Source organism: Brevundimonas sp. AJA228-03 (assembly GCF_017795885.1).
GTDB lineage: Bacteria > Pseudomonadota > Alphaproteobacteria > Caulobacterales > Caulobacteraceae > Brevundimonas.
The window spans coordinates 2,026,372-2,050,289 of record NZ_CP059297.1; the positions used below are offsets into that span (position 1 = coordinate 2,026,372).

Below are 23,918 nucleotides of genomic sequence, written 5' to 3' on the forward strand. Positions count from 1 at the left end.
GATCATGAGCACCGTCTATGACTTCGCCGCCACCGGCATCGACGGGACCGAGGTGCCGCTGGAGCGGTTTCGCGGCAAGGCGCTGCTGATCGTCAACACGGCGTCGAAATGCGGTTTCACGGGCCAGTATGCGGGGCTGGAAGCCCTGCACAAACAGTTCGCGGACCAGCCGTTCGAGGTGCTGGGCTTTCCCTGCAACCAGTTCGGGGGGCAGGAGCCGGGCAAGGCCGCCGAGATCGCCTCGTTCTGCAGCACCACCTATGACGTGGACTTCCCGCTGTTCGACAAGATCGAGGTCAATGGCGCGAACCGCCACCCGCTCTACGCCTGGCTGACGGAACAGAAGAAGGGCTTCCTCGGCAGCCGTGACATCAAGTGGAATTTCACGAAATTCCTGACCGACCGGGAGGGCAGGGTGGTCGCCCGCTATGCGCCCCAGGTCGAACCTGCGGCCATTGTGCCCGATATCGAGAAACTGATCCGACATGGCTGATACGCTTGATCTCGTCGTCATCGGCTCGGGTCCGGGGGGCTATGTCGCGGCCATCCGCGCCAGCCAGCTGGGCCTGAAGGTCGCCATCGTCGAGCGTGAGACCCTGGGCGGGATCTGCCTGAACTGGGGCTGCATCCCCACCAAGGCCCTGCTGAAGTCGGGTGAGAAGTACGAGAGCCTGAGTCATCTGAAGGACTATGGCCTGTCCGCCGACAAGGTCGGCTTCGATTTCGACGCCATCATCGCCCGCTCGCGCGGCGTGGCAAAACAGCTCAATCAGGGCGTCGGCTTCCTGATGAAAAAGAACAGGATCGAGGTCATCGAGGGCAACGCGAAGCTGGAGAAGGGTGCTGCGGCCCCCAGGGTCGTCATCGCGCTCAAGGCCGGCGGTTCGCGCACGGTCGAGGCCAGGGCGGTCATGCTGGCGGTCGGTGCCCGGGCCAGGGCCATCCCCCAGATCGGCCTGGAGGCCGACGGCGATCGGATCTGGGCCTATCGGGAAGCCATGGCACCCAAGGCCATGCCCCGGTCGATCATCGTCATCGGATCGGGCGCGATCGGAATCGAATTCGGCAGCTTCTACAGAGCCCTGGGCGCGGAAGTTACGGTCGTGGAAGCGGTCGATCGGATCATGCCGGTCGAGGACGAAGAGGTCTCCAGAGCCGCCCGGAAGGCCTTCGAAAAGCGCGGCATGAAGTTCCGTACCGGCTGCAAGGTCACAAAGGTGTCCACCGTCTCCAGAGAGGGGGGCGGCAAGGGCGTGCAGGTGGGCATCGAGGCCGACGGCAAGGCCGAGGTGCTTGAGGCCGAGGTCTGCATCTCGGCGGTCGGCATCACCGCCAACACCGACGGCATCGGGCTGGAGGCGCTGGGCGTGAAGATGGACCGCGGCCATATCGAGATCGACGGCCACTGCCGGACCAATGTGAAGGGGCTCTACGCCATCGGCGACTGCGCCGGTGCGCCATGGCTGGCCCACAAGGCCAGTCACGAAGGCATCCACGCCGCCGAACACATCGCCGGTTTCGCCTCGCCCAACGTCCATTCGCCCATCGCCGGCTGCACCTATGCCCAGCCCCAGGTCGCCTCGGTCGGGGTGACGGAGCAGGGCGCGCGTGAGGCGAAACGTGAGGTCAGGATCGGCCGCTTCCCCTTCAAGGTGAACGGCAAGGCCATCGCCTCGGGAGAGACCGAGGGGTTCGTCAAGACGATCTTCGACGCCCGGACCGGGGCCCTGATCGGGGCCCATATGATCGGGGCCGAGGTCACCGAAATGATCCAGGGCTATGTCACCGCCATCACCATGGAAGCGACCGAGGAAGACATCCACGGCATCGTCTATCCCCACCCGACCATGTCCGAGGCCATGCATGAGGCGGCGCTGGATGCGTATGGCCGGGTGATCCATCTCTAGGAATGATTCGGCGCATGCCCGACCCCTCGACGAGACCAATCTCCTGGGTCAGGTTCGCGCTGCTGGCGGGGATTGCCTTTCCGATCCTCTATTTCGCGATGCAGATCGCGCTGTTCCCCTTCGTTCCGGGGTATGATTTCGCCCGCGACGTGGCCAGTGAGCTAGGCTCGCTCGATTCGCCCGTGGCCAGCGTGTTCAACACCCTGGTGATGCTGATCGGGGCCATGGCGATTCTCGCCGGCGTGGGCCAGGTGGTCCGGATGCGCGGACTTGGCGTTAACCTGCCGATCGCCCTCGCGGCGGGTCTGTGTGTGATCAGCGTGGGCGGTGCCACCCTGTGGGCCGGACTGGTGCCGCTGCCTGACCCTTCACATGGCGCGAGCGGCCCCTTCATGCTCGCAGGCGTGGTCTATCCGGCGATCCTCCTGATCGTTTTCCGGCGCTCGTCTGTCTGGCGGCTCGCGTTCCTCTTCGCGTTGCTGGCGGTCGCCGCTTCTGCTGCGGTGATGACGGGCCAGACCGGCATCGACCTGATCCGGTGGGAGGGTGCGATCCAGCGACCCGTCGCCCTGGCCCTGCTGGGCCCCGTCGGCCTGGCCTCGTTTGCTCTCTGGCGGGGCAGGGTGCAACCCGGTTAGCCCAAACGGTCGTCCGCGCCGATCGGTGAACGCCTGTGGCCGGGTGATCCGCATCTCACTGAAGGCTTGCGCTCGGCCGGGGCAGGGCGCTCTGTGCGCAGATGAAGCGATCCCATCTCGAAGGCCACGTCATCTCGCGCGTCGGATGGCTCAGGGCGGCCGTCCTTGGCGCGAATGACGGCATCGTGTCGACGGCCAGTCTGATCATGGGTGTGGCCGCAGCCGGCTCCTCGAAATCCGCCGTCCTGGTGGCCGGCATCGCCGGTCTGGTGGCCGGGGCCCTGTCGATGGCCGCAGGCGAATACGTCTCCGTCAGTTCCCAATCGGACACCGAAAAGGCGGATCTGGCCAAGGAGAGGGCCGAGCTGGAGGCATCGCCGGAGGCGGAAACGCGCGAGCTGAGCCAGATCTACGTCGAGCGTGGCCTGACCCCGGACCTTGCCAATCAGGTCGCCGCGCAGCTCATGCGGGTCGATCCCCTGATGGCCCACGCACGGGATGAACTCGGCATCTCGACCTTCACCACGGCCAGACCCGTCCAGGCCGCGCTGACCTCTGCAGCGACGTTCACCCTGGGGGCCGCAGCGCCCTTGCTGGCTGTTTTCATCACGCCCATTGAGGGGGTGATGCCCGTCGTGGCCGTATCGTCCCTGGTCTTTCTCGCCGTCCTTGGTGGGCTCGGCGCCGCCGCCGGCGGGGCAGGCCTGTTCCGGCCCATCGCGCGTGTCGTCTTCTGGGGCGCGATCGCCCTGGCCGTCACAGCGGGCATCGGCCGACTGTTTGGCGTCGTGACCTGAATCAGCGCTTCTTGCCGAGTTCTGCAGCGATGTCCTTGACCATCCGGCCGGCCTTGCGATGCGCCGCCGTGATCTGTTCTCGGGTCACGCCCCAGCGCTTCATCCAGTATTCGACAGCCTGGCGCTCCGACAGGTCCAGACGGTCCTTGTCGATGAAACCGCGTTTGTCCTTGAGGCCAGCCATGAGGGCGTTTCCCTTTATCGCCTAAGATATATTATGCGAAATTGTAGATGGATCAGAGGCGGATCGCTGCGGTCCAGCCATCGTGTGCGATCTCCACGTCTGACGGAACAAGCGCCGACAACGCCTTGTAATCCAGATCGATATGCAGGTTCGTCAGCACCGCCTTGCCGACATCGGCAGCGGCGATCCATTCCAGCGCCTGGTCCACGTGGGCGTGCGTCGGATGGCGTGTCCAGCGCAAGGCGTCGATGATCCAGATGTCGGACCCGCTCACGGCGCGCAGCGCGTCATCGTCGAGGGCATCGACATCGCTCGAATAGCTGACAGGACCCAGTCGATAGCCGACGGACCGGATGGGCCCATGGCCCTGGTCGAACGTCACGACCGGTACCGCGCCCCCCGGGCCGTCGACCTCCCAGGGCGTGCCGTGAGCCGGAAGGTCCTGCGCCTCCAGAATGGCCGGATAACCCTGTTTGCTCTCGAAGATGTAGTCGAACCGGTGGGTCAGCGCCGTCCGTGTCGCTGCATCCATCCAGGCCGGAAGCCGCTGGCGCCGTCGCAGGGCGAACACCCGCAGATCGTCGATACCGTGGGTCTGGTCGGCGTGATCGTGGGTGATCAGCACGGCGTCCACGCGGGTCGCCCGCGCGGTCAGCATCTGCTGACGCAGGTCCGGAGACGTGTCGATCAGCAGACATGTCTCTCCGTCCGGGCCTTTCCGACGCGCCAGCATCGAACATCTGGAGCGCAGGTTCCTCGGCTCGGCCGGATCGCACGCCCCCCAGTCGCCATCGCCCCGTGGCACGCCACCGGACGACCCGCACCCCAGGATGGTGATCTCCAGATCGCTCATGCGGGCCTCGGGATCCGATCGAACAGACCAAAGAAGGCATCCGTCGTCTGCGCCTCGGCCTCCTCCGGCGTCCAGCCCCGGATATCCGCCAGCGCCTGAAGCACATGGCCGATATAGGCGGGCTCGTTCCGCCGTCCGCGATGGGGCACCGGGGCCAGATACGGACAGTCGGTTTCGACGATGATGCGATCCGCCGGCATGGTGCGGATCACCGCGCGCACATCCTCCGCCGCCTTGAAGGTGGCGATGCCCGAGACCGAGAACCAGGCCCCCAATTCCGAAGCTGTTTCTGCAAGTTCATGCCCGCTTGTGTAGCAATGCATGAGGAACCTGAAGGCCCCCTTCTCCACCTCTTCTCTCAGGATCGCGGCCATCCGGTCGTCCGCTTCGCGCGTGTGCACGACCAGCGGCAAGCCCGTCTGGCGTGCGGCGACGATATGTTCGCGAAACACCGCCTCCTGCTGGTCCCGAGGGCTGAGGTCATAGTGGAAATCCAGTCCGCACTCCCCGATTCCGACCACACGCGGGCGCCGGGCCAGGGCCACCAGATCCGCAGCGGTCATCTCAAGGTGATGCCGCGCCTCGTGGGGATGCGCCCCCACGGTGCACCAGATGTCGGGATGCTGCGTTGCCAGGGCGTGGGTCGCCTCGAAGGTGGCGAGCGAGTCCGATATCTCGACCATCAGGTCCACGCCCGCCGTCCGTGCGCGCGCGATGACCGCATCGCGATCCTCGTCGAACTGGACCGCATGCAGATTGACGTGGCTGTCGATCAGCATGGCGACCTCACCGACCCGCCTGGGCCTTGGCCCGCGACAGGTCGGCCAGGGCCCCGGCCAGCACGTCGGCGCGATCCAGGTTCACGGCGGCGGTCCGGTCCGGCAGTTCGCTCAGCCGGGTCCAGAGATCCGCCCAGACCGCGCCGTCGCTCCCCTCCAGCGCCCTCGTTTTCACGGCGGCGGTCAGGCGATCCATCAGCGCCTCGAACCGCCCCTGCCCGTCCGCCCCGCGAAAGGTGTCCGACATCGCCATCTGCTCGGCCCGGTCCAGCGCGGGCTCGTCCACCCAGCGCCGGGCGAGCCGGTCGAGCGCCAGACTGGCCTCGGTCGCCAGGGACAGGGCCGCGCCGGGCGATCCCCGCGCCATCCCCGCGATCCGCAGGGCCTCGTCACCGTCCAGATCGGTCTGGCGCGAGACCAGAGCCGCGACTGCGGCATCATCCCAGGGCGCGAACGTCAGCCGACGGCATCGCGACCGGATCGTGGCCAGCAGTCGCCCCGGCGCATGACTGATCAGGAACAGCACACCGCGCTCCGGTGGCTCTTCCAGAGTCTTCAACAAGGCATTGGCCGCATTGGAATTCAGGTCGTCAGCCGTATCCACGATCGCGACGCGATACGCGGCCTGGGACGGGCTTTTGGAAAAGAACTCCGGCAGATCGCGCGCCTGATCGACGGAGATGGATTTCTTCGTCTTGCCACCGTCCGACAGGCGCTCGAGCACCATCAGATCCGGATGCGACTGGGCCGACACCAGCTGGCTGACCGGATCGCCGGGCGATGCGCCCAGCGCCCCCCGCGTCGGGTCAGGCCGCGCCCCCAGCAGACGGCGTGCCGCGCGATAGGCGAAGGTCGCCTTGCCCAGACCCTCAGGTCCGCACAGCAACCAGGCGTGATGCAGCCGCCCCCGATCCAGTGCCTCCAGAAAGGCCTTTTCCGCCCCTGCGGACGCCACCAGGTCGAAGCGATCTCTCGGCTCGGCCGTCATGGTGCCAGCGTCTCCACGGCCGCCCACACGCGCGCCTCGACCTCATCGACCGACCCGGTCGCATCGATCAGGCGGCACCGCTCCGGATGCGTTTCGACGATGGCCTGAAAGGCCTGCCTCAGAGCCTGATGAAAGGCGATGCCCTTGGACTCGAAGCGGGTGTCTTCCTGGGCACGCGCCAGGGCGCGTTCCAGTCCGACTTCGGTCGGCAGGTCGAAAACGAGCGTCAGATCCGGCTGATTGCGCCCGACCACATGCCGGTCGAGCGCCTCGACAAACGCGGTCTCGGCGCCCCCCGCCAATCCCTGATAGGCGCGACTGGAATCGGCGAAGCGGTCGCAAACGACCCAGTGTCCGGCCTCCAGCGCCGGCAGAATGGTACGCTCCAGGTGATCGGAGCGCGCCGCGAACATCAGCAGCAGCTCGGTCCGCGCGGACCAGCGATCGGCGCTGCCGCGGACCACCAGCTCGCGGATGGCCTCGCCGCCGTGGGACCCCCCGGGCTCGCGGGTCCGAATCACCTCGCGACCCCCCGCGCGCAGACGATCGACCAGACGGGCGACCTGGGTGGACTTTCCGGTCCCCTCCCCGCCTTCAAACGTAATGAACCGACCGCGCGCCATCGGCGCACAATGGCGACCCCGACGCCCGGGGCCAAGGGCGCTTCGGTCCTATCGCGCCGATATCAACAGGGCGTCGCGAAATCCCCGCGCCACGACGGACTGTCGTGCCTGTTCGGCGGCATTCGCGTCGGGCCAGGGTCCCAGCAGCACCCGGAACCTGGAGTTGTCGGTCGCGGCCTGCACCCGGGCCGTCTCGCCCAGACGCCCGGCCGCGGCCCGCGCCTCCGGCCGGGTCGGATAGGCCGCGACCTCGATCCAGAAATGTGCGGACGAAGCCATGGGTATGGGGGCCGGTTCGGGCACGGCGGCCGGCTGTCGGGGTTGCGACCGGGCGGACGAAAGCACGGCACCACCCCCGACCCTGGGGGCGCGGCCCATGTAACGGACACGAACTTCGCCCACGCCACGCTGCAGAAGATCCAGCGCCTCGGCGGCGCCTCGGGACAGATCGATGATCCGGTCGTCGACGAAGGGTCCCCGATCATTGACGCGCAGGACGACCGTCCGTCCGTTGGCCAGGTTGGTCACCTCGACCAGCCCCGGCAGCGGCAGTGTCTTGTGGGCCGCCGTCAGGGCGTGCATGTCGAACCGCTCGCCGGTCGATGTCGGCCGCCCGTTGAACTGGTCGCCATACCAGGACGCCATGCCGACCTCGTCATATCCCGGCTGTTCCGCCGGTCGATACCAGCGTCCCCTGATCTGATACGGCCGCATCGTGCCCGACACGATCGGTGCGGGGTCGGTCACGACCGGAATCACGGCCCGTCGCGTGCCACCGGGCGCGCCGGCGCTGGCGCAGGCTGCGAGCGTCGACAACGCGGTGCCGACGACCAAGAACCTGAGAGCCGCCCGAAGGTTTGTCATCCCGATCATGGCTTCATGATCGACCGGACGATTTCCGTTTTGGTTAACGGGCGCGTCGCTGCTATGCCTTGTGTCCATACGGACAGGTGGCCGAGTGGTTTAAGGCAGCGGTCTTGAAAACCGCCGCAGGTGAAAGCCTGCCGTGGGTTCGAATCCCACCCTGTCCGCCACAGCTCCAAGACGAAGCGGCCCCCGCCCGGGTCGGACGGGGGCCGTTAACGTCTCGGGTCCTCGACCGGTCAGCGCAGGTCGAACCGATCCGCATTCATGATCTTCGTCCAGGCCGCGACAAAGTCCGTGACGAACTTCTCGCCCGAGTCCGACTGGGCATAGACCTCGGCCAGAGCCCGCAGTTGCGAGTTGGAGCCGAAGACGAGATCGACGCGGGTCGCGGTCCACTTCGGCGCACCGGTCGCCCGGTCACGCCCTTCGAACTCGGCCTCCTCGTCGGAGGTCGCGGTCCAGACCGTGTCCATGTCCAGCAGGTTGACGAAGAAGTCGTTGGTCAGCTGACCCGGACGCTTGGTGAAGACCCCGTGCTGGACACCGTCGGTATTGATGTTCAGCGCCCGCAGGCCGCCGACCAGAACCGTCATCTCCGGTGCGGTCAGGGTCAGCAGTTGCGCCCGGTCGACCATCAGCTCCTCGGCCGTCAGGGTGTAGTCCGTCTTCAGGTAGTTGCGGAAGGCGTCGGCCGTCGGCTCCAGCACATCAAAGGACTCGATGTCGGTCTGCGCCTGGCTGGCGTCCATCCGGCCGGGCGTGAACGGCACCTCGACGTCGAAGCCGGCGTCCCGGGCGGCCTTCTGGACAGCCAGCGAACCGGCCAGCACGATCAGGTCGGCCAGGGAGATCTTCTTGCCGTCGGTCCGGGCCGCGTTGAAGTCGGTCTGGATGGCTTCCAGAGCGGACAGAACCCGGGCCAGTTGCGCCGGCTGGTTCACCGCCCAGTCTTTTTGCGGCTCCAGACGGATCCGGGCACCGTTGGCCCCGCCCCGCTTGTCCGACCCCCGGAAGGTCGAGGCCGAGGCCCAGGCCGTGGCGACAAGCGCGCTGACGGACAGACCCGAGGCGAAGATGCGCGCCTTCAGGTCCGCAATGTCGGCCGCCTCGACCAGCGGGTGATCCACGTCCGGGATCGGATCCTGCCAGATCAGGACTTCCTGCGGCACCAGCGGACCACGGTACCGGGCCCGCGGTCCCATGTCGCGGTGGGTCAGCTTGAACCAGGCTCGCGCGAAGGCGTCGGCGAACTGGTCCGGATGGGCGTGGAACCGCTTCGAAATCTCCAGATAGGCGGGGTCGGTCTTCAGCGCGATGTCGGTCACGGCCATCATCGGCTTGACGCGCCGGGACGGATCGTGTGCGTCGGGGGCCAGATCATCGTCGGCGATGTTGACCGGCGTGAATTGCTGGGCACCGGCCGGGCTGCGGGTCAGCTCCCAGTCGTACTTGAACAGCAGGTCGAAATAGCCGTTGTCCCAACGCGTGGGATGGCTGGTCCAGGCACCTTCGAGGCCGCTGGTGATCGTGTGCGATCCCTTGCCGCTCTCGAAGCTGTTCCGCCAGCCCAGACCCTGTTCCACGAGTCCCGCACCTTCCGGCTCGACACCGACATGGGCCGGACTGCCCGCGCCGTGGGCCTTGCCGAAGGTGTGGCCGCCGGCGATCAGGGCGACGGTTTCCTCGTCGTTCATGGCCATCCGGGCGAAGGTCTCGCGGATGTCGTGGGCCGCGGCGGAGGGGCTGGCGTTCCCGTTCGGGCCTTCCGGGTTCACATAGATCAGGCCCATCTGGACGGCGGCCAGCGGCTTGTCGAGCTCACGCTCGCCCTGATAGCGTTCATCGCCAAGCCAGGTATCCTCGGCCCCCCAGAACACGTCCTCGGCCGGCTCCCAGACATCCTCGCGACCAAAGCCGAAGCCGAAGGTCTTGAAGCCCATGGTCTCCATGCCGACGTCGGCGGCCAGGATCATCAGGTCGGCCCAGCTGATCCGGTTTCCGTATTTCTGCTTGATCGGCCAGATCAGGCGGCGCGCCTTGTCCAGGTTGCCGTTGTCCGGCCAGCTGTTCAGCGGGGCAAACCTCTGCGTGCCCGCCCCCGAACCCCCGCGTCCGTCGCCGGTCCGGTAGGTGCCCGCGCTGTGCCAGGCCATGCGGACGAAGAAGGGGCCGTAGTGACCGAAGTCGGCGGGCCACCAGTCTTTTGAATCGGTCTGCAGCGCGCGCAGGTCCGCCTTCAGCGCCTCGACATCCAGCTTTTCCAGTTCGTCGGCATAGCGGAAGGTCGGCGCGAACGGGCTGACCATCGACGAATGCTGCGACAGGAGCTTCAGATTCAGCTGGTTGGGCCACCAGTCGCGGTTGGACCGGCCGCCAAAGCTGGTGTGAAACCGCACGCCGTGCCCCAGCGGGCATTTGGTGGTGGGCTCGACGATATCGCTGCCGTCCATGATCGTTCCATCCTGCCGTTATGTGGTTGAGGACGGAGAGGATAGACCCTGGCGGGCATTAGTCTAACTTGAAATATTGATCGTCAGGATAGGTTAGGCCTATCAAACCAGCCGGCTCTGCACCAGCGCCGCCTCGATGAAGCTGGCGAACAGCGGATGGGGCTTGAACGGTCGGCTCTTCAGCTCCGGGTGATACTGGACGCCGATGAACCACGGGTGATCGGTGCGTTCGACGGTCTCGGGCAGGACGCCATCGGGCGACAGACCGGCGAATCGCAGGCCCATGGCCTCGATCGCATCGCGATAGTTGATGTTGACCTCGTAACGGTGGCGGTGACGCTCGCTGATCGCCGTGGTTCCGTAGATCCCGGCGATCTTCGATCCCGGGGTCAGGGTCGAATCGTAGGCCCCCAGACGCATGGTGCCCCCCAGGTCCCCGCCCTGCTGCCGAAGCACGCGCTGGTTCCCCTGTGTCCATTCGGTCATCAGCCCGACGACAGGCTCTTCGGTCGGACCGAACTCGGTGGAGGAGGCCCTGGTCAGCCCTGCCTGGTTCCGGGCGGCCTCGATGACCGCCATCTGCATGCCGAAACAGATGCCGAAATAGGGGATGTTGCGCTCGCGGGCGAACCGCGCTGCCTCGATCTTGCCTTCCGCCCCCCGCTCGCCGAAGCCGCCGGGCACCAGGACCGCGTGGGCGTCCTGAAGTCGCTGTTCGCACAGCTCGCGGTCGCCCTCGAAGGTGTCGGCCTCGACCCAGTCGATGTTGACCTTGACGTTGTTGGCCACCCCGCCGTGATGGAGCGCCTCGATCAGGGATTTATAGGCGTCCTTCAGGACCGTGTATTTGCCGACGACGGCGACCGTGACCTCGCCGTCGGGCTGCAGTCGGCGACGTGCGATCTCCTGCCACTGGGTCAGGTCGGGCTCTGGCGCGTCCTTGATGCCGAAATGGGCCAGCACCTCGGCGTCCAGACCCTCGCGGTGATAGTCCAGCGGCACGGCATAGATATCGGCCGAATCCATCGCCTGGATCACGCCCGTCTCGCGCACATTGCAGAACAGGCCGATCTTGCGCTTCTCCTCCGGCGGGATGGGGAGTTCGCAGCGGCACAGCAGGATGTCCGGCTGGATGCCGATGGAGCGCAGCTCCTTGACCGAATGCTGCGTCGGCTTGGTCTTCATCTCCCCGGCCGTCTTGATGAACGGCAGCAGCGTCAGGTGGACGAAGCACGACTGGCCCCGCTCCAGGTCCTGGCCCAGCTGGCGGATCGCCTCGAAAAACGGCAGGCCCTCGATGTCGCCGACCGTGCCGCCGATCTCGACCAGCACGAAGTCGACCTCTTCGCCCTCATCGGTCAGGGCGGGGGTCAGGCAGAAGGATTTGATCTGGTCGGTGACGTGCGGGATGACCTGCACCGTGGCCCCCAGATAGTCGCCGCGCCGTTCCTTCTCGATGATCGTCGAATAGATGCGGCCGGTCGTGATGTTGTCCGACCTGGCCGCCGACACGCCGGTGAACCGCTCATAGTGACCCAGATCGAGGTCGGTCTCGGCCCCGTCGTCGGTCACGAAGACCTCGCCGTGCTGATAGGGGCTCATCGTGCCCGGATCGACATTCAGATAGGGATCGAGCTTGCGAAGCCGGACCTTGTAGCCGCGCGCCTGGAGCAATGCGCCCAGGGCCGCCGACGCCAGCCCCTTGCCCAGCGAGGAAACCACGCCGCCCGTGATGAAGACATATCTAGCCACGGGGCATCACCTTAGAGCCGATTCGGCTCCAGCTTCGGATCGGTTCGCGATCCATCTGTTGAAAACACATCTTCGGCCCCACCGTCGGCGGGTGCAGGAGGCTGGATCGGCGGGGAAGCGGCGGAGGAGCCTCCGCCGTCACCCTAGTTCGCCGGCGTCTGTGCCGGGGCCGGGGCCACGCCCGCTGTCGGCAGGCTGGCTTCCAGGTCGTCCAGCGACGGCGCGGCCGGCTGCGACGGCGTCGCGGGATTGGGTGCCGGGGCCGTCGGCGTCGACGGAGCCGTATCGAGGGCGATGGAGCCGACGGCATCGGCATCAACGACCGAACGGTTCGACCGCTCCACATTGCCCAGAATGGTCAGGCTGATCGCGCAGATCACGAAACCCGCGCCCAGCCACCAGGTCGTGGTGGTCAGCAGATTGCCCGCCCCGCGCGCGGTCATGAAGCCCGACGGACCTCCGCCCATGCCCAGGGCGCCCCCTTCGGAACGCTGCAAAAGGATCACGCCGGTCAGGGCCAGCGAGATCAGGATCATGACGACGAGGAGAATGGTCTGGAGCATGGTCGCTTACATGTGTGGCGGGACGGTCCGCCGATCAAGCGGCGGCGTCTATCATCCTTGCGCGCCAGCGGCAACGAGGGCGAGTTCGGCGGCATGGATGATCGCGATAAAGTCCTCGGCCTTCAGCGAAGCCCCACCAACGAGCGCGCCCCCGACATTCTCAACCGCCAGGATTTCTCGGGCGTTGTCGACGTTCACGGAACCGCCGTACAGGATGGGTGTGTGGCGGGCGCAATCGCCGAGCCGCTCGGTCATGGCTTCACGAGCGGCTGCATGGATTTCGGCGACCTGTTCCAGGGTAGGCGTCCGGCCGGTTCCGATGGCCCAGACCGGTTCATAGGCCAAGGCCCATTCCCTACCCGCCAGGCGATCACTCAGCGATCCCAGAATCTGCTGTCGGACCACGGCGACCGCCTCTCCTGCCTCGCGCTCTGCCAAAGTCTCGCCAACGCAGATGATCGGAGCCAGCCCCGCCCTTATCGCTGCATCAGCCTTGGCCGAAACGATCGCATCGGTCTCGGCGCACAGCTGACGACGCTCGGAGTGGCCCACGATAACGAACGCGCACCCCGCCTCAAAAAGAAGCTCGGCAGAGATCGAGCCTGTATAGGCCCCGCGCGGCTCAGGGTGACAGTCCTGGCCCCCGATGCCGATTCCTGCCGGCCCGCCCATGCGTGCAAAGCGTTCGACCAGCGTCGCGGGAGGGCAGATGGCGACGTCGACCCGGCAGGGATCCTCGATCAGGCGGGCTGCGAGGCGTTCGAACTCCTTCGCCCCGGTGGACTCGCCGTTCATCTTCCAGTTGCCGACGATCATCTTCACGGATTGTTTCATCCGGCCTGTCTAGGCAGCGTCTCGCCGCCTGCCAAGCCCGGCGCTTGCGGGGGATAGGTCGCCTCCCCTATACGCCCATATCCCCATTCGCGGCGTGTCTCGCCGTCCGACCGTCAGGCCCACTCGATGATTTCCCTGTTCCGTGCCTTCGCCAAATCCAAGTGGGCGGCGGGTCTGTTCGTCCTGCTGATCCTCAGCTTCCTGATCGTGGGCGGCAGCCAGACCGACGTCCTGCGCAATCTTGGCCCCAAACACATCATCACGGCGGGCGATCGCTCGGTCGATGTGGCCCAGTTCCGGTCGGAGTTCGAGCGCGTCCGCACCGGCATGCAGGAGCAGGCCGGACGTCCGGTCACAAACGAGGACCTCGTCAAGGAAAACGTCCACGTCCGCTATCTGGAAGGCCAGACCAATCGTCTCGGCTTCCTGGACTGGGCCTACAAGGCCGGCATCCGTGTCAGTGAGGAGCTGGTCCTGAAGCGCATCCGCGAGATTCCGGCCTTCTTCAACCAGGTCACGGGCCAGTTCGATCAGGCCCAGTACGAGCAGGCCCTGGCCGCCCAGAACGTGACGCCGGTCATGCTCGAGGACGAGTTCCGCGACACGGCCGTCAGCCAGCATTTCGGCACGGCCATCCAGGCGGGCCTGCGCACCCCGCGCATCTTCGGCGCGCTGCTGGCGGGTCAGGCCTTCCAGGTCCGCGACGGCCGCTGGTTCGAGGTGACCCAGGCCATGGCCGGCGCGACGCCCGCCCCGACCGACGCCCAGCTGACGGCCTTCATCAACGAGAACGCGAGCCAGCTGCGTCGGCCCGAATTCCGTATTGCCACGGTCCTGCTGTTCAACGATGCGCCGGGCTTCACTCCGCCGGCGATCCCCGAGGCGCGGGTCGTCGAGCGCTTCAACTTCCGCAAGGACGCCCTGTCGACCCCGGAACGCCGGACCTTCACGACCCTGACCGTTTCGACCCAGGCGGCCGCGGACCGCATCGCCGGCGCCCTGCGCGCGGGCCAGACCCCCCAGGCCGTGGCCGAGGCCAACAATATCCAGCCCGCCGTCTACGAGGCCCAGCCCCAAAGCGCCCTGCCCGATCCGGCCGTCGCCACCGCCGTCTTCGCTCTGGCCGCCAATCAGGTGTCCGCCCCGATCCAGGGCCGTGTCGGCTTCTCGGTCGCCAAGGTGACCGTGATCCTGCCCGGCACGCCCGCCACTCTGGAAGGGGTTCGCGGGGCCATCGTGGCGGAGCTCCAGGAAGAGGATATGAAGGCCCGCGTCTATGCCCGGGTGGAGGCCTATGAGAAGGCGCGCACCGAGGGCAAGCCCCTGGCCGTCGCCGCCGAACAGGTCGGGGCCCGCTTCGTCCAGCTTCCCCCCTTCACCCAGGACGGCCGACTGCCCGACGGCCAGCCGATGAATGCCCCGCCGCAGATCCTCCAGAGCGCCTATGCCCTGACCCGGGGCGGCGAAAGCGATGTGATCGACGCCGGCCAGGGCCAGTATTTCGTGCTGCGCCTGGACGACATCCGTCCCGCCGCCTTGCCGGCCCTGGCCGAGGTCCGTGGGCCGCTGACCCAGCAGTGGACCCTGCGCGAGAACGCCCGACGCCTGTCCACCAAGGCCGAGGAACTGGCCAAGCGTGTCCGCGACGGTCAGGACATCGCCGCCGTCGCGGCCTCGGCGGGTGCCACCCTGATCAACCGCAGTGGCGTGCAACAGAATGCCGAAGCCCAGACCGCTCTGGGTCAGGGCGTGCTCGAGGGTCTGTTCGGCCAGAGCCGTGGCCAGATCTTCACCGGCCCCGGCACGAACAACAGCTTCGTCGTCGGCCGCGTCGATGCGGTGCGGCCGGCCGATCCCGCCACGGCCTCGCGTCTGGCCGATCAGATTCGCGGCCGCATCGGAAGCGACATCGTCAATGCCGGCGTCGAGCAGCTGGTGACGGCGGCGGCGGCGCGTTCGAAGGCGACCAATGATCCGGCGGCCGCGATCGAGGCCCTCGGCGTCACCGCACCGGAAGCGACGCCGACCGCTCCCGCTCCATGAGCGAGACGACCGACCGGCAGGCTCTGGTCGCGGGACTGAAGGCCGGAACGCCGCAGATCGCGGTGCGCCGGATCATCGACGACCTGGAGACGCCAGTGTCCGCCTATCTGAAGGTGGGCTGGGGCCGCCCTCACGCCTTCCTGCTGGAGTCGGTGGAAGGCGGCGCGCTGAACGGCCGATACTCGATCATCACGCTCGATCCTGACTTGGTCTGGCGCTGCCGCGATGGCGTCGCCTCGATCGCGCGAGGGCCGGATATCGCCGCCAGACGCTATACTGACCAGCCCGGCGGCGCGCTCGACAACCTCCGCGCCCTGATCGCGGAAACGCGGTTCGACCTGCCCGACGGCCTGCCTCCCATGGCCGCGGGCCTGTTCGGCGTCTTCGGCTACGACATGGTCCGCCTGCTGGAACCCCTCGGCGCGCCCAATCCCGATCCGCTCGATCTGCCCGACGCCGTCCTGACCCGCCCGTCGGTCATTGCCGTCTTCGATTCAGTGAAGCACGAGATCGTCGTCATGGCTCCGGTCTGGCCCGGGGACGACCCGGAGACAGCCGTCGATGCCGCCGAGGCCCGGCTGGACGATTTCGAGGACCGGCTGCGTCGTCCCCTGCTCGGTCGTGCCCAGGCCACGCCCACCCCGGCCATTGACTTTGCGTCCCCGGTCGATGCCGCCGCCTATGCCGGACTGGTCGCTGCGGCCAAGGACTACATCGGCGCGGGTGACATTTTTCAGGTCGTGCTCAGCCACCGCTTCCGTGCGCCGTGGACGGGCGATCCGTTCGCCTTCTACCGCTCGCTGCGCCGCCAGAATCCGTCGCCCTATCTGTATTTTCTCACCTTCGACGACTTTCAGCTGGCGGGCTCCAGCCCCGAGATCCTCGTGCGTCTGAAGGACGGCGGGGTCACCATTCGCCCGCTCGCCGGCACCCGGCCGCGCGGTGCGACGCCGGAGGCCGACCGGGCGCTGGAGGCCGAGCTTCTGGCCGATCCGAAGGAACGGGCCGAGCATCTGATGCTGCTGGACCTGGGTCGGAACGACGTGGGCCGAGTCGCCGCCCCCGGCAGCGTCAAGGTGACCGAGAGCTTCGTCGTCGAACGATACAGCCAGGTGATGCACATCGTCTCCAATGTCGAGGGTCGCGCCCACCCCGACCTCGACGCGGTGGATACGCTTCTGGCCGCCCTGCCCGCCGGCACCCTGTCCGGCGCGCCCAAGGTTCGCGCCATGGAAATCATCGACGAGCTGGAGACGGAAAAGCGCGGTGTCGGCTATGGCGGCGGTGTCGGCTATATCTCGGCGGGCGGAGAGGCCGACATCTGCATCGTCCTGCGCACCGCCCTGTTCGCGGACGGCCAGGTCTTCGTCCAGGCCGGGGCCGGTGTCGTCGCCGACAGCGATCCGGCGGCCGAATATGCGGAAACCGAGGCCAAGGCCCGCGCCCCGATGCGGGCGGCCGGGGATGCCTGGCGGTTCGAGCTGGGCGCGCCCCTGAATGACGCGGGCGGTGTCTAGGTCGTCGCGCTAACCGGCACCGGCTGATCCTCGATCGCCACGCCTGGCCCCAGGATCATGACCCCGGCCAGCAGCACCGCCGCCGCCGCTGCGAGCGCTGCGGCCCCCAGCGTCGCCATGACACTTGGCTTCGACTCGACCTCCACCAGCGCCTGCCGCGCCTGATCGATCTGGGCCTGCATGGTCATGGACTCACCCTCCGGTTCGAATGCCGATCTCGAACCGCAACGGTTAACGATCCGTTGTGCGCACGCGTCCGCTTGGCGGCAGTGAAACCAGTCTCTAGAAGCGCCGGATGATCCTCGTCGTCGATAACTACGACAGCTTTACCTACAACCTCGTCCACTACCTCGCGGAGCTGGGCGCGCGCACGCATGTCGTCAGGAACGACGACCTGACCGTGGAGGAAGCCTGGGCCTTGAAGCCCGAGGCGGTGCTGCTGTCGCCTGGCCCCTGTGCGCCGGATCAGGCCGGCATCTGTCTGCCGCTGATCGCCACGGCACCCGACGACATGCCGATCCTCGGCGTCTGCCTGGGCCATCAGGCGATCGGCCAGGCCTTCGGCGGGGACGTCGTGCGGGCCAAGGCCCTGATGCACGGCAAGACCTCGCCCATCACCCACGACGGTCGCGGCCTGTTCGCGGGCCTGCCCAGCCCCTTCATCGCGACCCGCTATCACAGCCTCGCCGTGGCCCGCGCCACCCTGCCGAACAGCCTCGACGTCACCGCCTGGACCGGGGACGGCGAGATCATGGGCGTCCAGCATCACGCCCGCCCGATCCACGGTGTTCAGTTCCACCCCGAATCCATCGCCACCGAACACGGCCATGCGCTTCTGGCCAACTTCCTCGATCTGGCGGGCGTCAAGCGCCTGGCCATGGTCTGAGGCGGTGTCCGAAGGATTCAAGCCGCTGCTGGCCCGGCTGGTCGACGGCCAGACGCTGAGCGAGTCGGAAGCCGGCGATTTCTTCGCCGCCTGCCTGCGCGGCGAACCGACCCCAGCCCAGGTCGCCGCCGCCGTCACCGCCCTGCGGATCCGGGGCGAGACGGTGGACGAGATCACCGCCTTCGCCCGCGCCATGCGCGCCGCCGCCAGCCCCTTCGACCAGCCATATGACGTCATCGACACCTGTGGCACCGGGGGCGATGGCCAGCACACCTGGAATATCTCGACCGCCGCCGCACTGGTCCTGGCCGGCGCGGGCCTGAAGGTCGCCAAGCACGGCAACCGCGCCCTCAGCTCCCGATCGGGCTCGTCCGACGTGCTTTCGGCGCTGGGAGTCGACCTGACCGCCGGGCCGGAGCGTCAGAAACAGGCGCTGGACGAAGCGGGCATCTGCTTCCTGTTCGCGCCGCATTATCACGGGGCCATGCGCCACGTCGGGCCGATCCGGGCCGAGATCGGCTTTCGCACTGTGTTCAACCTGCTGGGTCCCCTGTCCAACCCGGCGCTCGCCCGGCGTCAGGTCATGGGCGTCTATGACCCGCGCCTGCTGGAGCCCCTGGCCCGGGTGCTCGGAAACCTTGGGGCCACCCGCGCCTGGACCGTGCACGGTCAGGGACTGGACGAACTGACCACGACCGGCCCGACCGAGGTCGCTGAATGGAAGGACGGAACTGTCCGCCGCTTCACCGTGACGCCCGAGGACGCCGGCCTGCCCCGCGCCGACATCGCCGCCCTGCGCGGGGGCGACGCCGAGACCAATGCCGCCGCCCTGACTGCCCTGCTCGACGGCGCGACCGGGCCCTATCGCGACGTCGTCCTGCTGAACGCCGCCGCCGCCCTGATCGTCGCGGACAAGGCGGCGGACCTCAGGGAAGGGGTAGCCATCGCCGCCCGCGCCATCGACAACGGTGCGGCCCGGACAGCCCTGACGAAGCTGGCCGCCATCACCTCCGCGCCCGAGCCGGAGTCGGCCGCATGACCGACATCCTGGAACAGATCGCCGCCTACAAACGGGTCGAGGTCAAGGCGCGCAAGGCCGCCCGTCCGCTGGCCGAGGTCGAATCGCTCGCCCGGGTCGCCGACATGCCGCGCGGCTTTCTCGACGCCCTGCGCAAGCGCTCGCAGGACGGGCACCCCGCCCTGATCGCCGAGATCAAGAAGGCCAGCCCCTCCAAAGGTCTGATCCGCGCCGACTTCGACCCGCCCGCCCTGGCCCGCGCCTATGAGGCGGGCGGCGCGACCTGCCTGTCCGTCCTGACGGATCAACCCAGCTTTCACGGCCACGACGACTTCCTGATCGCCGCCCGCGCCGCCACCGCCCTGCCCTGTCTGCGCAAGGACTTTCTCGTCGACCCCTGGCAGGTGGCCGAGAGCCGGGCGCTGGGGGCCGACTGCATCCTGATCATCCTGTCGATGGTTGACGACGCCCTGGCCGTCGACCTGCTGGCCGAGGCCCGCCGCTTCGGCATGGACGCCCTGATCGAGACCCATGACGAAGCCGAGATGGCCCGCGCCGTGGCGCTTTCTGAGCCAGACGCGGGCGGCGTCCTGATCGGCATCAACAACCGTTCCCTGCGCACCTTCGAGGTCGATCTGTCCGCCACCGCCCGCTATGCCGCCATGGCCCCCGCCGGAGCCCTGCTGGTCGCCGAGAGCGGGATCTCTATGGCGGCGGACGTCGCCGAGGTGGCGGCGGCGGGGGCCCGGGCCATCCTCGTCGGCGAAAGCCTGATGCGGCAACCGGACGTCGAGGCCGCCACGCGGTCGCTGCTGGAGCCTGTTTCCCGTTAAGTTGACATTAGGGAGGAACACTTACAGAACATCGACAACGGTTCACGACTTGTTCTGAAGGCGATTCTCACCATGCTGACGAAAAAGCAGCACGAACTCCTGATGTTCATCCACGAGCGGATCAAGGAGACGGGCGTCTCCCCCTCGTTCGACGAGATGAAAGAGGCTCTGGATCTGGCGTCCAAGTCCGGCATCCACCGGCTGATCACGGCGCTGGAGGAACGCGGCTTCATCCGCCGCCTCGCCCACCGCGCCCGCGCCCTTGAGGTCGTGAAGCTGCCGGAACAGGCCACGACCGGCCCGGTCCGGGGCCGCGCCCCCTTCCGCCCCGACGTCATCGAGGGCGGCGGCCGTCCGCGGGCGGCAGAACCCGCCAACGACACCCGCGAACTGGTTCTGGTCGGCAAGATCGCCGCCGGCGTGCCCATTGCCGCGATCCAGCAGGATCACGGCCGCTATCATGTGCCCGAAGCCATGCTGGGCGCGGGCGAACACTACATGCTCGAGATCGAGGGCGATTCGATGATCGAGGCCGGTATCTTGAACGGCGATCTGGTGGTCATCAAACGGGTCGATACCGCCTCGTCCGGCGAGATTGTCGTCGCCCTGGTCGAGGGCGAGGAGGCGACGCTGAAGCGGCTGCGCCGGAAGGGCAACTCCATCGCCCTCGAGCCCGCCAACCGCGCCTATGAAACCCGCATCTTCGGCCCCGACCAGGTCGAGGTCCAGGGCAAGCTGGTCGGTCTCATCCGCCAGTATCACTAGAGCCAGGCTCGGCCGCATCCGGATCGGCCTTGTCATCCCGGAAAGGTCGGAGACCTTGTCCGGGGCGGCTCCACGGCCTGTCTCCCCGAGTATCCGCAGACCAGACCGCACGCCAGCCCTGCGGTGTCTGCCACAGCTCGACCGCCCCGCCGCGTGCGTAGTCCACCCCGTCCAGCACGAGGCGGTCGGCGCAAGCGCTGGGCAGGGCTGACACCGTCGCCCGCACGCTGACCAGCGGGGCCGAGGCACACAGGCCCGCCAGCGCCTCCGCATCCGGCGCGACCTTGCCCCACCACACGGCCAGGGGCGCATGACCGGTTCGGGGCGCACAGGCATACCGCTCGCAGATCCAGCCGGCGTCGTCCCGCTCGGCCCGCGTCAGTCCGCGCCGCCGCGACCATACCTCGGTGGCGAAATCCCGCACGCCCGGCCGCACCACGACCGCCTGACCGCCGACGCTATAGGCCGCATTGATCCCCCCATCGCCGATCCAGACTGTCGGTGTCGGATCGCGCGGCCAGATCAGCACCGCGCAGACGAACGGCAGTCCGGCCCACCGCAGCCGCCCCTGCCACAGACAGACGAACAGCACGCCCAGGAACGAGATCGGCAACACATGGTCCGGCGCGCTGGCGATGGTCCTGACCGCGCCCGGAAGCGCCGTGACCCGGTGGCCGACGAACAGCATCGCATCCACCCCCTTGCCCGCCACCCACAGGAACGGCCCGCCCAGCCCGACCGGCTCCAGCAGCGCACCCAGGGCCAGCGCCGGCATCATGATGAAATCGGCGATGGGCGACGTCGCCAGATTGGCGATCAGACCAAAGACGGCGGTCCGGTTGAAATGCTGGATCGCGAACGGCCCCGTCGCCGCGCCCGCCACGAAGCTGGCGCTGACTGCGATGACCAGCCAGTGCCGCGCCGACTGGATCAGGGCGATGGGCCAGGGCACAGACAGAGCGCGTGTCCGGGGTGGCCAGGCCTCGGCCAGGGCCACCAGGGCCGCTGTTGCCGCGAACGACATCTGGAACCCCGGTGTCACGATGGCTTCGGGCTGCAGGATCAACACGACCATGGCGGCCACAGCCAGCCCGTGCATGCTGATGGCCGGCCGGTCCAGCAGGATGGCCGCGAAGGCGATCGAGGCCGTGATCGCCGACCGCTCCGCCGGGGCGGGTGCGCCTGACAGCACCAGATAGCTCCAGACCGCGATCAGCCCGGCGACCGCCGCCACCTTCTTGCCTGACACCCGCAGCGCCAGCCAGGGCCAGGCCGCCACCCCGAACCGCACGAGGAAGAAGGCAAACCCGCCCACGATCGCCATGTGCAGGCCACTGATCGACAGGATGTGTGCCAGTCCGGAATCGCGCATGGCGTCCAGATCCTCGCGCTGGATCCAGGTCTCATGCCCCGTCGTCATGGCCGCCGCGATCCCGCCGGTTCGCTCGCCCAGGCGATCGACGATCCGCCGGGCCAGAGCAAACCGCATCGCATTGACCCGCATCGCCATCCGCAGGCTCCATGGCGCCGCGGGCAGCCCGGCCGTCCGCGTCTCGCCCAGCGCGAAGGCCGTGCCGCCCAGGCGGTCGAACCAGGCCCCTCTCCCGAAGTCATAGGCTCCCGGGCTGGCGGGCGGCGGCGGCGGATTCAGGATCGCGTACAGGCGGATGGCTGACCCTGGCACCGGCGGCTCACCCCTGACCGTGGCTCTCAGACGGATCGGGGTCGCCTCCGGGAGCAGGCCCTGCACGCGGACGGGGGCGACGACCACCCGGTGCCCCCGGTCGCCCGGGCTGTCCACATCGACGACCCAGCCCTCGATCACGGTGGGCTCGGCCATGGCCGGTGCGATCGGCGCCGCGACACGGTCGCTGCGGACCTTCGCCCCCGCGAGTCCACACGCCAGACAGGCCAGCAGCATCAGCGGCAGGGTGATCCTGCGCCCGTTCCCCCGCCACCGTGCACCCAGCCAGATCGCCAGCATGGCCCCGGCCATTCCCAGCAGCGGCCACAATGGCGGCTCGCGCTTCAGCGCGAAATAGAGGGCCGCTCCGCAGCCGAACGCCACCGGGGCCAGCAACCGCCACCGCAGCGACTGCGCCCGGACTTCATCGGAAAGCCACGCGGCGATCCTCTCTCGCGGGCTGGGCTTTGCGGCATCGGGAGGTATAAGGGCGGCCCGTCCGGACACGCCCCCCATGACCTCCTCCTCCGACCCCCGAGTCATCACCCGTTTCGCCCCCTCGCCGACCGGCTATCTGCACATAGGCGGCGCAAGAACGGCGCTTTTCAACTACCTTTACGCGAAAGGCCGCGGCGGCAGGTTCCTGGTCCGCATCGAGGACACCGACCGCGAGCGTTCGACCGACGAGGCGGTCAAGGCGATCTTCGACGGCCTCAGCTGGCTGGAACTGTTCGCCGACGAGGACCCCGTCTTCCAGTATGCCCGCGCGGACCGACACCGCCAGGTTGTCGATGAACTGCTGGAGCGCGGGGCCGCCTATCGCGACTTCACATCCGCCGAGGAAACCGGCCGCCTGCGTGACGAGGCCAAGGCCGCACGCCGTCCATTCGAATCGCCCTGGCGCGACCGCGAGCCGACGATGGACGACCTGTCCCGGCCTCACATCGTCCGCTTCCGACGCCCCCTGCCGGGCCGGGTGATCGTGAGTGACGCCGTCCAGGGCGAAGTCAGCTGGGGCAACGAAGATCTGGACGACCTCGTCCTGCTGCGTTCCGATGGGGCCCCGACCTACAACCTGGCCGTCGTCGTCGATGACCATGACATGGGGGTCACCCACGTCATCCGGGGCGACGACCATCTGAACAACGCCGGACGTCAATCATTGATCTATGATGCGCTGGACTGGCCGCGACCGACCTTCGCCCACATCCCCCTGATCCACGGTCCCGATGGCGCGAAACTGTCGAAACGACACGGGGCCCAGGCCGTCCACGAATATGCCGGGATGGGCTATCTGCCCGAGGCCATGCGCAACTATCTGGCCCGTCTGGGCTGGGCCCACGGCGACGATGAACTGTTCGGCGACGATCAGGCCCGCGCATGGTTCGACCTCGACGGCGTCGGCAAGGCCCCCGCCCGGCTGGACTTCGACAAACTGGCCCACGTCAATGCGCACTGGATGCGGCTGGCCGACGACGACCGGCTGGCTAAGGCCGTGCTGGACACACATCTGGCGCGCGGGCATGCGCTGGCCGAGGGCGACGAGGCATGTCTTCTGCGGGCCATGCCCCTCGTCAAGGACAGGGCCCGGACTTTGCTGGAACTGGCCGATCAGACCGGCTTCGTCCTTCGCCGGCGCCCTCTGCAGATCTTTGAAAAGGCCCTGCCCCTCCTCACGGGCGAATCGGGCGAACGGATCGCGCGGTTGCGTGACCGCTTACGACTGTTCGCCAGCTGGGACGTCTTCGCCCTGGAGGCCGAGCTCAAGGCCTTCGCCGAGGAGGAAGCGGTGGGATTCGGCAAGATCGGCCCCGCTGTCCGGGCCGCGCTGACGGGCGACGGCGTTTCACCCGACATCGCAAAGACCCTCGCCGCGCTCGGTCGGGAAGAATCGCTCGGCCGCTTGGATGATGCGCTGCAACAGACTAGATGATCGT

Annotated in this window: 23 protein-coding genes and 1 tRNA gene; 12 read left to right on the plus strand and 12 right to left on the minus strand. The window is 67.8% G+C overall.

What is annotated here, in order from left to right; translation table 11 throughout:
* Positions 1–4: 4 nt before the first annotated feature.
* The 4 genes from HZ989_RS10100 to HZ989_RS10115 all read left to right on the plus strand — a co-directional run bounded on the left by HZ989_RS10100 (position 5) and on the right by HZ989_RS10115 (position 3,342).
* Entirely contained in the window at positions 5–493 is a 489-nt protein-coding gene (locus tag HZ989_RS10100; protein ID WP_209320707.1) for a glutathione peroxidase, read from the plus strand.
* A complete protein-coding gene (lpdA, locus tag HZ989_RS10105; protein ID WP_209320708.1) occupies positions 486–1,907 on the plus strand; it encodes a dihydrolipoyl dehydrogenase in 1,422 nt (473 codons plus the stop codon). Before HZ989_RS10100 ends, lpdA begins: the two co-directional genes overlap by 8 nt.
* Before the next feature lie 14 nt (positions 1,908–1,921).
* Entirely contained in the window at positions 1,922–2,545 is a 624-nt protein-coding gene (locus HZ989_RS10110) for a hypothetical protein (RefSeq protein WP_209320709.1), read from the plus strand.
* 101 nt (positions 2,546–2,646) lie between these two features.
* Entirely contained in the window at positions 2,647–3,342 is a 696-nt protein-coding gene (locus tag HZ989_RS10115; protein WP_209320710.1) for a VIT family protein, read from the plus strand.
* Position 3,343: 1 nt separating this feature from the next.
* On the opposite strand, the gene HZ989_RS10120 is transcribed toward HZ989_RS10115, so the two are convergent.
* From HZ989_RS10120 to HZ989_RS10145, 6 genes are read right to left on the minus strand one after another with little or no spacing between them, the layout of a single operon-like run.
* Positions 3,344–3,526 (minus strand): DUF3606 domain-containing protein, encoded by a 183-nt coding sequence (locus HZ989_RS10120; protein ID WP_209320711.1) that lies wholly within the window; start codon positions 3,524–3,526, stop codon positions 3,344–3,346.
* A gap of 52 nt (positions 3,527–3,578) precedes the next feature.
* Positions 3,579–4,379 carry an MBL fold metallo-hydrolase gene (locus HZ989_RS10125; protein WP_209320712.1) on the minus strand — a complete coding sequence of 267 codons (801 nt, stop codon included), beginning with the start codon at positions 4,377–4,379 and terminating at the stop codon, positions 3,579–3,581.
* Positions 4,376–5,158 carry a TatD family hydrolase gene (locus HZ989_RS10130; RefSeq protein WP_209320713.1) on the minus strand — a complete coding sequence of 261 codons (783 nt, stop codon included), beginning with the start codon at positions 5,156–5,158 and terminating at the stop codon, positions 4,376–4,378. Before HZ989_RS10130 ends, HZ989_RS10125 begins: the two co-directional genes overlap by 4 nt.
* A 7-nt stretch (positions 5,159–5,165) precedes the next feature.
* Positions 5,166–6,146: a DNA polymerase III subunit delta' gene (locus HZ989_RS10135; protein ID WP_209320714.1), complete on the minus strand. Its 981-nt coding sequence runs from the start codon at positions 6,144–6,146 to the stop codon at positions 5,166–5,168.
* Positions 6,143–6,769 (minus strand): dTMP kinase, encoded by a 627-nt coding sequence (gene tmk / locus HZ989_RS10140; protein WP_209320715.1) that lies wholly within the window; start codon positions 6,767–6,769, stop codon positions 6,143–6,145. The genes HZ989_RS10135 and tmk overlap by 4 nt, the downstream gene beginning before the upstream one ends.
* A gap of 48 nt (positions 6,770–6,817) precedes the next feature.
* Complete coding sequence (locus HZ989_RS10145) at positions 6,818–7,516, minus strand: septal ring lytic transglycosylase RlpA family protein (protein WP_245162336.1); 699 nt, start codon at positions 7,514–7,516, stop codon at positions 6,818–6,820.
* A 197-nt stretch (positions 7,517–7,713) separates the two neighbouring features.
* Between HZ989_RS10145 and HZ989_RS10150 the strand changes: the two genes are divergently transcribed.
* Positions 7,714–7,803: transfer RNA gene (locus tag HZ989_RS10150), tRNA-Ser, on the plus strand.
* Between the two features lie 69 nt (positions 7,804–7,872).
* Here the strand turns inward: HZ989_RS10150 and katG are convergent.
* The 4 genes from katG to tpiA form a co-directional block, all read right to left on the minus strand.
* Complete coding sequence (gene katG, locus HZ989_RS10155; RefSeq protein ID WP_209320717.1) at positions 7,873–10,086, minus strand: catalase/peroxidase HPI; 2,214 nt, start codon at positions 10,084–10,086, stop codon at positions 7,873–7,875.
* A gap of 102 nt (positions 10,087–10,188) precedes the next feature.
* Positions 10,189–11,838 carry a CTP synthase gene (locus HZ989_RS10160; RefSeq protein WP_209320718.1) on the minus strand — a complete coding sequence of 550 codons (1,650 nt, stop codon included), beginning with the start codon at positions 11,836–11,838 and terminating at the stop codon, positions 10,189–10,191.
* Positions 11,839–11,981: 143 nt separating this feature from the next.
* On the minus strand, positions 11,982–12,401 hold the full coding sequence (secG, locus tag HZ989_RS10165) for a preprotein translocase subunit SecG (RefSeq protein WP_209320719.1): 420 nt from the start codon (positions 12,399–12,401) through the stop codon (positions 11,982–11,984).
* Positions 12,402–12,452: 51 nt separating this feature from the next.
* Complete coding sequence (gene tpiA / locus HZ989_RS10170; protein WP_209320720.1) at positions 12,453–13,235, minus strand: triose-phosphate isomerase; 783 nt, start codon at positions 13,233–13,235, stop codon at positions 12,453–12,455.
* A 126-nt stretch (positions 13,236–13,361) separates the two neighbouring features.
* Here tpiA and HZ989_RS10175 point away from each other — a divergent pair, with 126 nt between their 5' ends.
* Both HZ989_RS10175 and trpE read left to right on the plus strand, forming a co-directional pair.
* Positions 13,362–15,278, plus strand: coding sequence for a peptidylprolyl isomerase (locus HZ989_RS10175; RefSeq protein WP_209320721.1), 1,917 nt, complete (start codon positions 13,362–13,364; stop codon positions 15,276–15,278).
* Entirely contained in the window at positions 15,275–16,795 is a 1,521-nt protein-coding gene (gene trpE, locus HZ989_RS10180) for an anthranilate synthase component I (protein ID WP_209320722.1), read from the plus strand. The genes HZ989_RS10175 and trpE overlap by 4 nt, the downstream gene beginning before the upstream one ends.
* Here trpE and HZ989_RS10185 read toward each other — a convergent pair.
* Positions 16,792–16,983 (minus strand): peptidoglycan-binding protein, encoded by a 192-nt coding sequence (locus tag HZ989_RS10185; protein ID WP_209320723.1) that lies wholly within the window; start codon positions 16,981–16,983, stop codon positions 16,792–16,794. The genes trpE and HZ989_RS10185 overlap by 4 nt on opposite strands.
* 107 nt (positions 16,984–17,090) lie before the next feature.
* On the opposite strand from HZ989_RS10185, the gene HZ989_RS10190 reads away from it, so the two are divergent.
* From HZ989_RS10190 to lexA, 4 genes are all read left to right on the plus strand, one after another.
* Complete coding sequence (locus tag HZ989_RS10190) at positions 17,091–17,681, plus strand: aminodeoxychorismate/anthranilate synthase component II (protein ID WP_209320724.1); 591 nt, start codon at positions 17,091–17,093, stop codon at positions 17,679–17,681.
* A 4-nt stretch (positions 17,682–17,685) separates the two neighbouring features.
* Positions 17,686–18,720, plus strand: a complete 1,035-nt coding sequence (gene trpD, locus HZ989_RS10195) for an anthranilate phosphoribosyltransferase (RefSeq protein WP_209320725.1) — start codon at positions 17,686–17,688, stop codon at positions 18,718–18,720.
* A complete protein-coding gene (gene trpC, locus HZ989_RS10200; RefSeq protein ID WP_209320726.1) occupies positions 18,717–19,532 on the plus strand; it encodes an indole-3-glycerol phosphate synthase TrpC in 816 nt (271 codons plus the stop codon). Before trpD ends, trpC begins: the two co-directional genes overlap by 4 nt.
* 72 nt (positions 19,533–19,604) lie before the next feature.
* Positions 19,605–20,297 (plus strand): transcriptional repressor LexA, encoded by a 693-nt coding sequence (gene lexA / locus HZ989_RS10205; RefSeq protein WP_209320727.1) that lies wholly within the window; start codon positions 19,605–19,607, stop codon positions 20,295–20,297.
* Here the strand turns inward: lexA and HZ989_RS10210 are convergent.
* On the minus strand, positions 20,278–22,497 hold the full coding sequence (locus tag HZ989_RS10210) for a ComEC/Rec2 family competence protein (protein WP_209320728.1): 2,220 nt from the start codon (positions 22,495–22,497) through the stop codon (positions 20,278–20,280). The two genes, lexA and HZ989_RS10210, sit on opposite strands and share 20 nt — an antisense overlap.
* Here HZ989_RS10210 and gltX point away from each other — a divergent pair.
* Entirely contained in the window at positions 22,496–23,914 is a 1,419-nt protein-coding gene (gene gltX, locus HZ989_RS10215) for a glutamate--tRNA ligase (protein WP_209320729.1), read from the plus strand. The genes HZ989_RS10210 and gltX overlap by 2 nt on opposite strands.
* Positions 23,915–23,918: the final 4 nt, after the last annotated feature.

What these genes read in the sequence shown, in the direction of transcription:
- trpE (WP_209320722.1), top strand. Translation starts at nt 15,275, where the DNA reads ATGAGCGAGACGACCGACCGGCAGGCTCTGGTCGCGGGACTGAAGGCC.
- HZ989_RS10190 (WP_209320724.1), top strand. Translation starts at nt 17,091, where the DNA reads ATGATCCTCGTCGTCGATAACTACGACAGCTTTACCTACAACCTCGTC.
- HZ989_RS10115 (WP_209320710.1), top strand. Translation starts at nt 2,647, where the DNA reads ATGAAGCGATCCCATCTCGAAGGCCACGTCATCTCGCGCGTCGGATGG.
- HZ989_RS10110 (WP_209320709.1), top strand. Translation starts at nt 1,922, where the DNA reads ATGCCCGACCCCTCGACGAGACCAATCTCCTGGGTCAGGTTCGCGCTG.
- HZ989_RS10125 (WP_209320712.1), bottom strand. Translation starts at nt 4,379, where the DNA reads ATGAGCGATCTGGAGATCACCATCCTGGGGTGCGGGTCGTCCGGTGGC.
- secG (WP_209320719.1), bottom strand. Translation starts at nt 12,401, where the DNA reads ATGCTCCAGACCATTCTCCTCGTCGTCATGATCCTGATCTCGCTGGCC.
- lpdA (WP_209320708.1), top strand. Translation starts at nt 486, where the DNA reads ATGGCTGATACGCTTGATCTCGTCGTCATCGGCTCGGGTCCGGGGGGC.
- HZ989_RS10135 (WP_209320714.1), bottom strand. Translation starts at nt 6,146, where the DNA reads ATGACGGCCGAGCCGAGAGATCGCTTCGACCTGGTGGCGTCCGCAGGG.
- HZ989_RS10210 (WP_209320728.1), bottom strand. Translation starts at nt 22,497, where the DNA reads ATGGGGGGCGTGTCCGGACGGGCCGCCCTTATACCTCCCGATGCCGCA.
- katG (WP_209320717.1), bottom strand. Translation starts at nt 10,086, where the DNA reads ATGGACGGCAGCGATATCGTCGAGCCCACCACCAAATGCCCGCTGGGG.
- trpC (WP_209320726.1), top strand. Translation starts at nt 18,717, where the DNA reads ATGACCGACATCCTGGAACAGATCGCCGCCTACAAACGGGTCGAGGTC.
- HZ989_RS10130 (WP_209320713.1), bottom strand. Translation starts at nt 5,158, where the DNA reads ATGCTGATCGACAGCCACGTCAATCTGCATGCGGTCCAGTTCGACGAG.
- gltX (WP_209320729.1), top strand. Translation starts at nt 22,496, where the DNA reads ATGACCTCCTCCTCCGACCCCCGAGTCATCACCCGTTTCGCCCCCTCG.
- tmk (WP_209320715.1), bottom strand. Translation starts at nt 6,769, where the DNA reads ATGGCGCGCGGTCGGTTCATTACGTTTGAAGGCGGGGAGGGGACCGGA.
- tpiA (WP_209320720.1), bottom strand. Translation starts at nt 13,235, where the DNA reads ATGAAACAATCCGTGAAGATGATCGTCGGCAACTGGAAGATGAACGGC.
- HZ989_RS10120 (WP_209320711.1), bottom strand. Translation starts at nt 3,526, where the DNA reads ATGGCTGGCCTCAAGGACAAACGCGGTTTCATCGACAAGGACCGTCTG.
- HZ989_RS10185 (WP_209320723.1), bottom strand. Translation starts at nt 16,983, where the DNA reads ATGACCATGCAGGCCCAGATCGATCAGGCGCGGCAGGCGCTGGTGGAG.
- HZ989_RS10175 (WP_209320721.1), top strand. Translation starts at nt 13,362, where the DNA reads ATGATTTCCCTGTTCCGTGCCTTCGCCAAATCCAAGTGGGCGGCGGGT.
- lexA (WP_209320727.1), top strand. Translation starts at nt 19,605, where the DNA reads ATGCTGACGAAAAAGCAGCACGAACTCCTGATGTTCATCCACGAGCGG.
- HZ989_RS10100 (WP_209320707.1), top strand. Translation starts at nt 5, where the DNA reads ATGAGCACCGTCTATGACTTCGCCGCCACCGGCATCGACGGGACCGAG.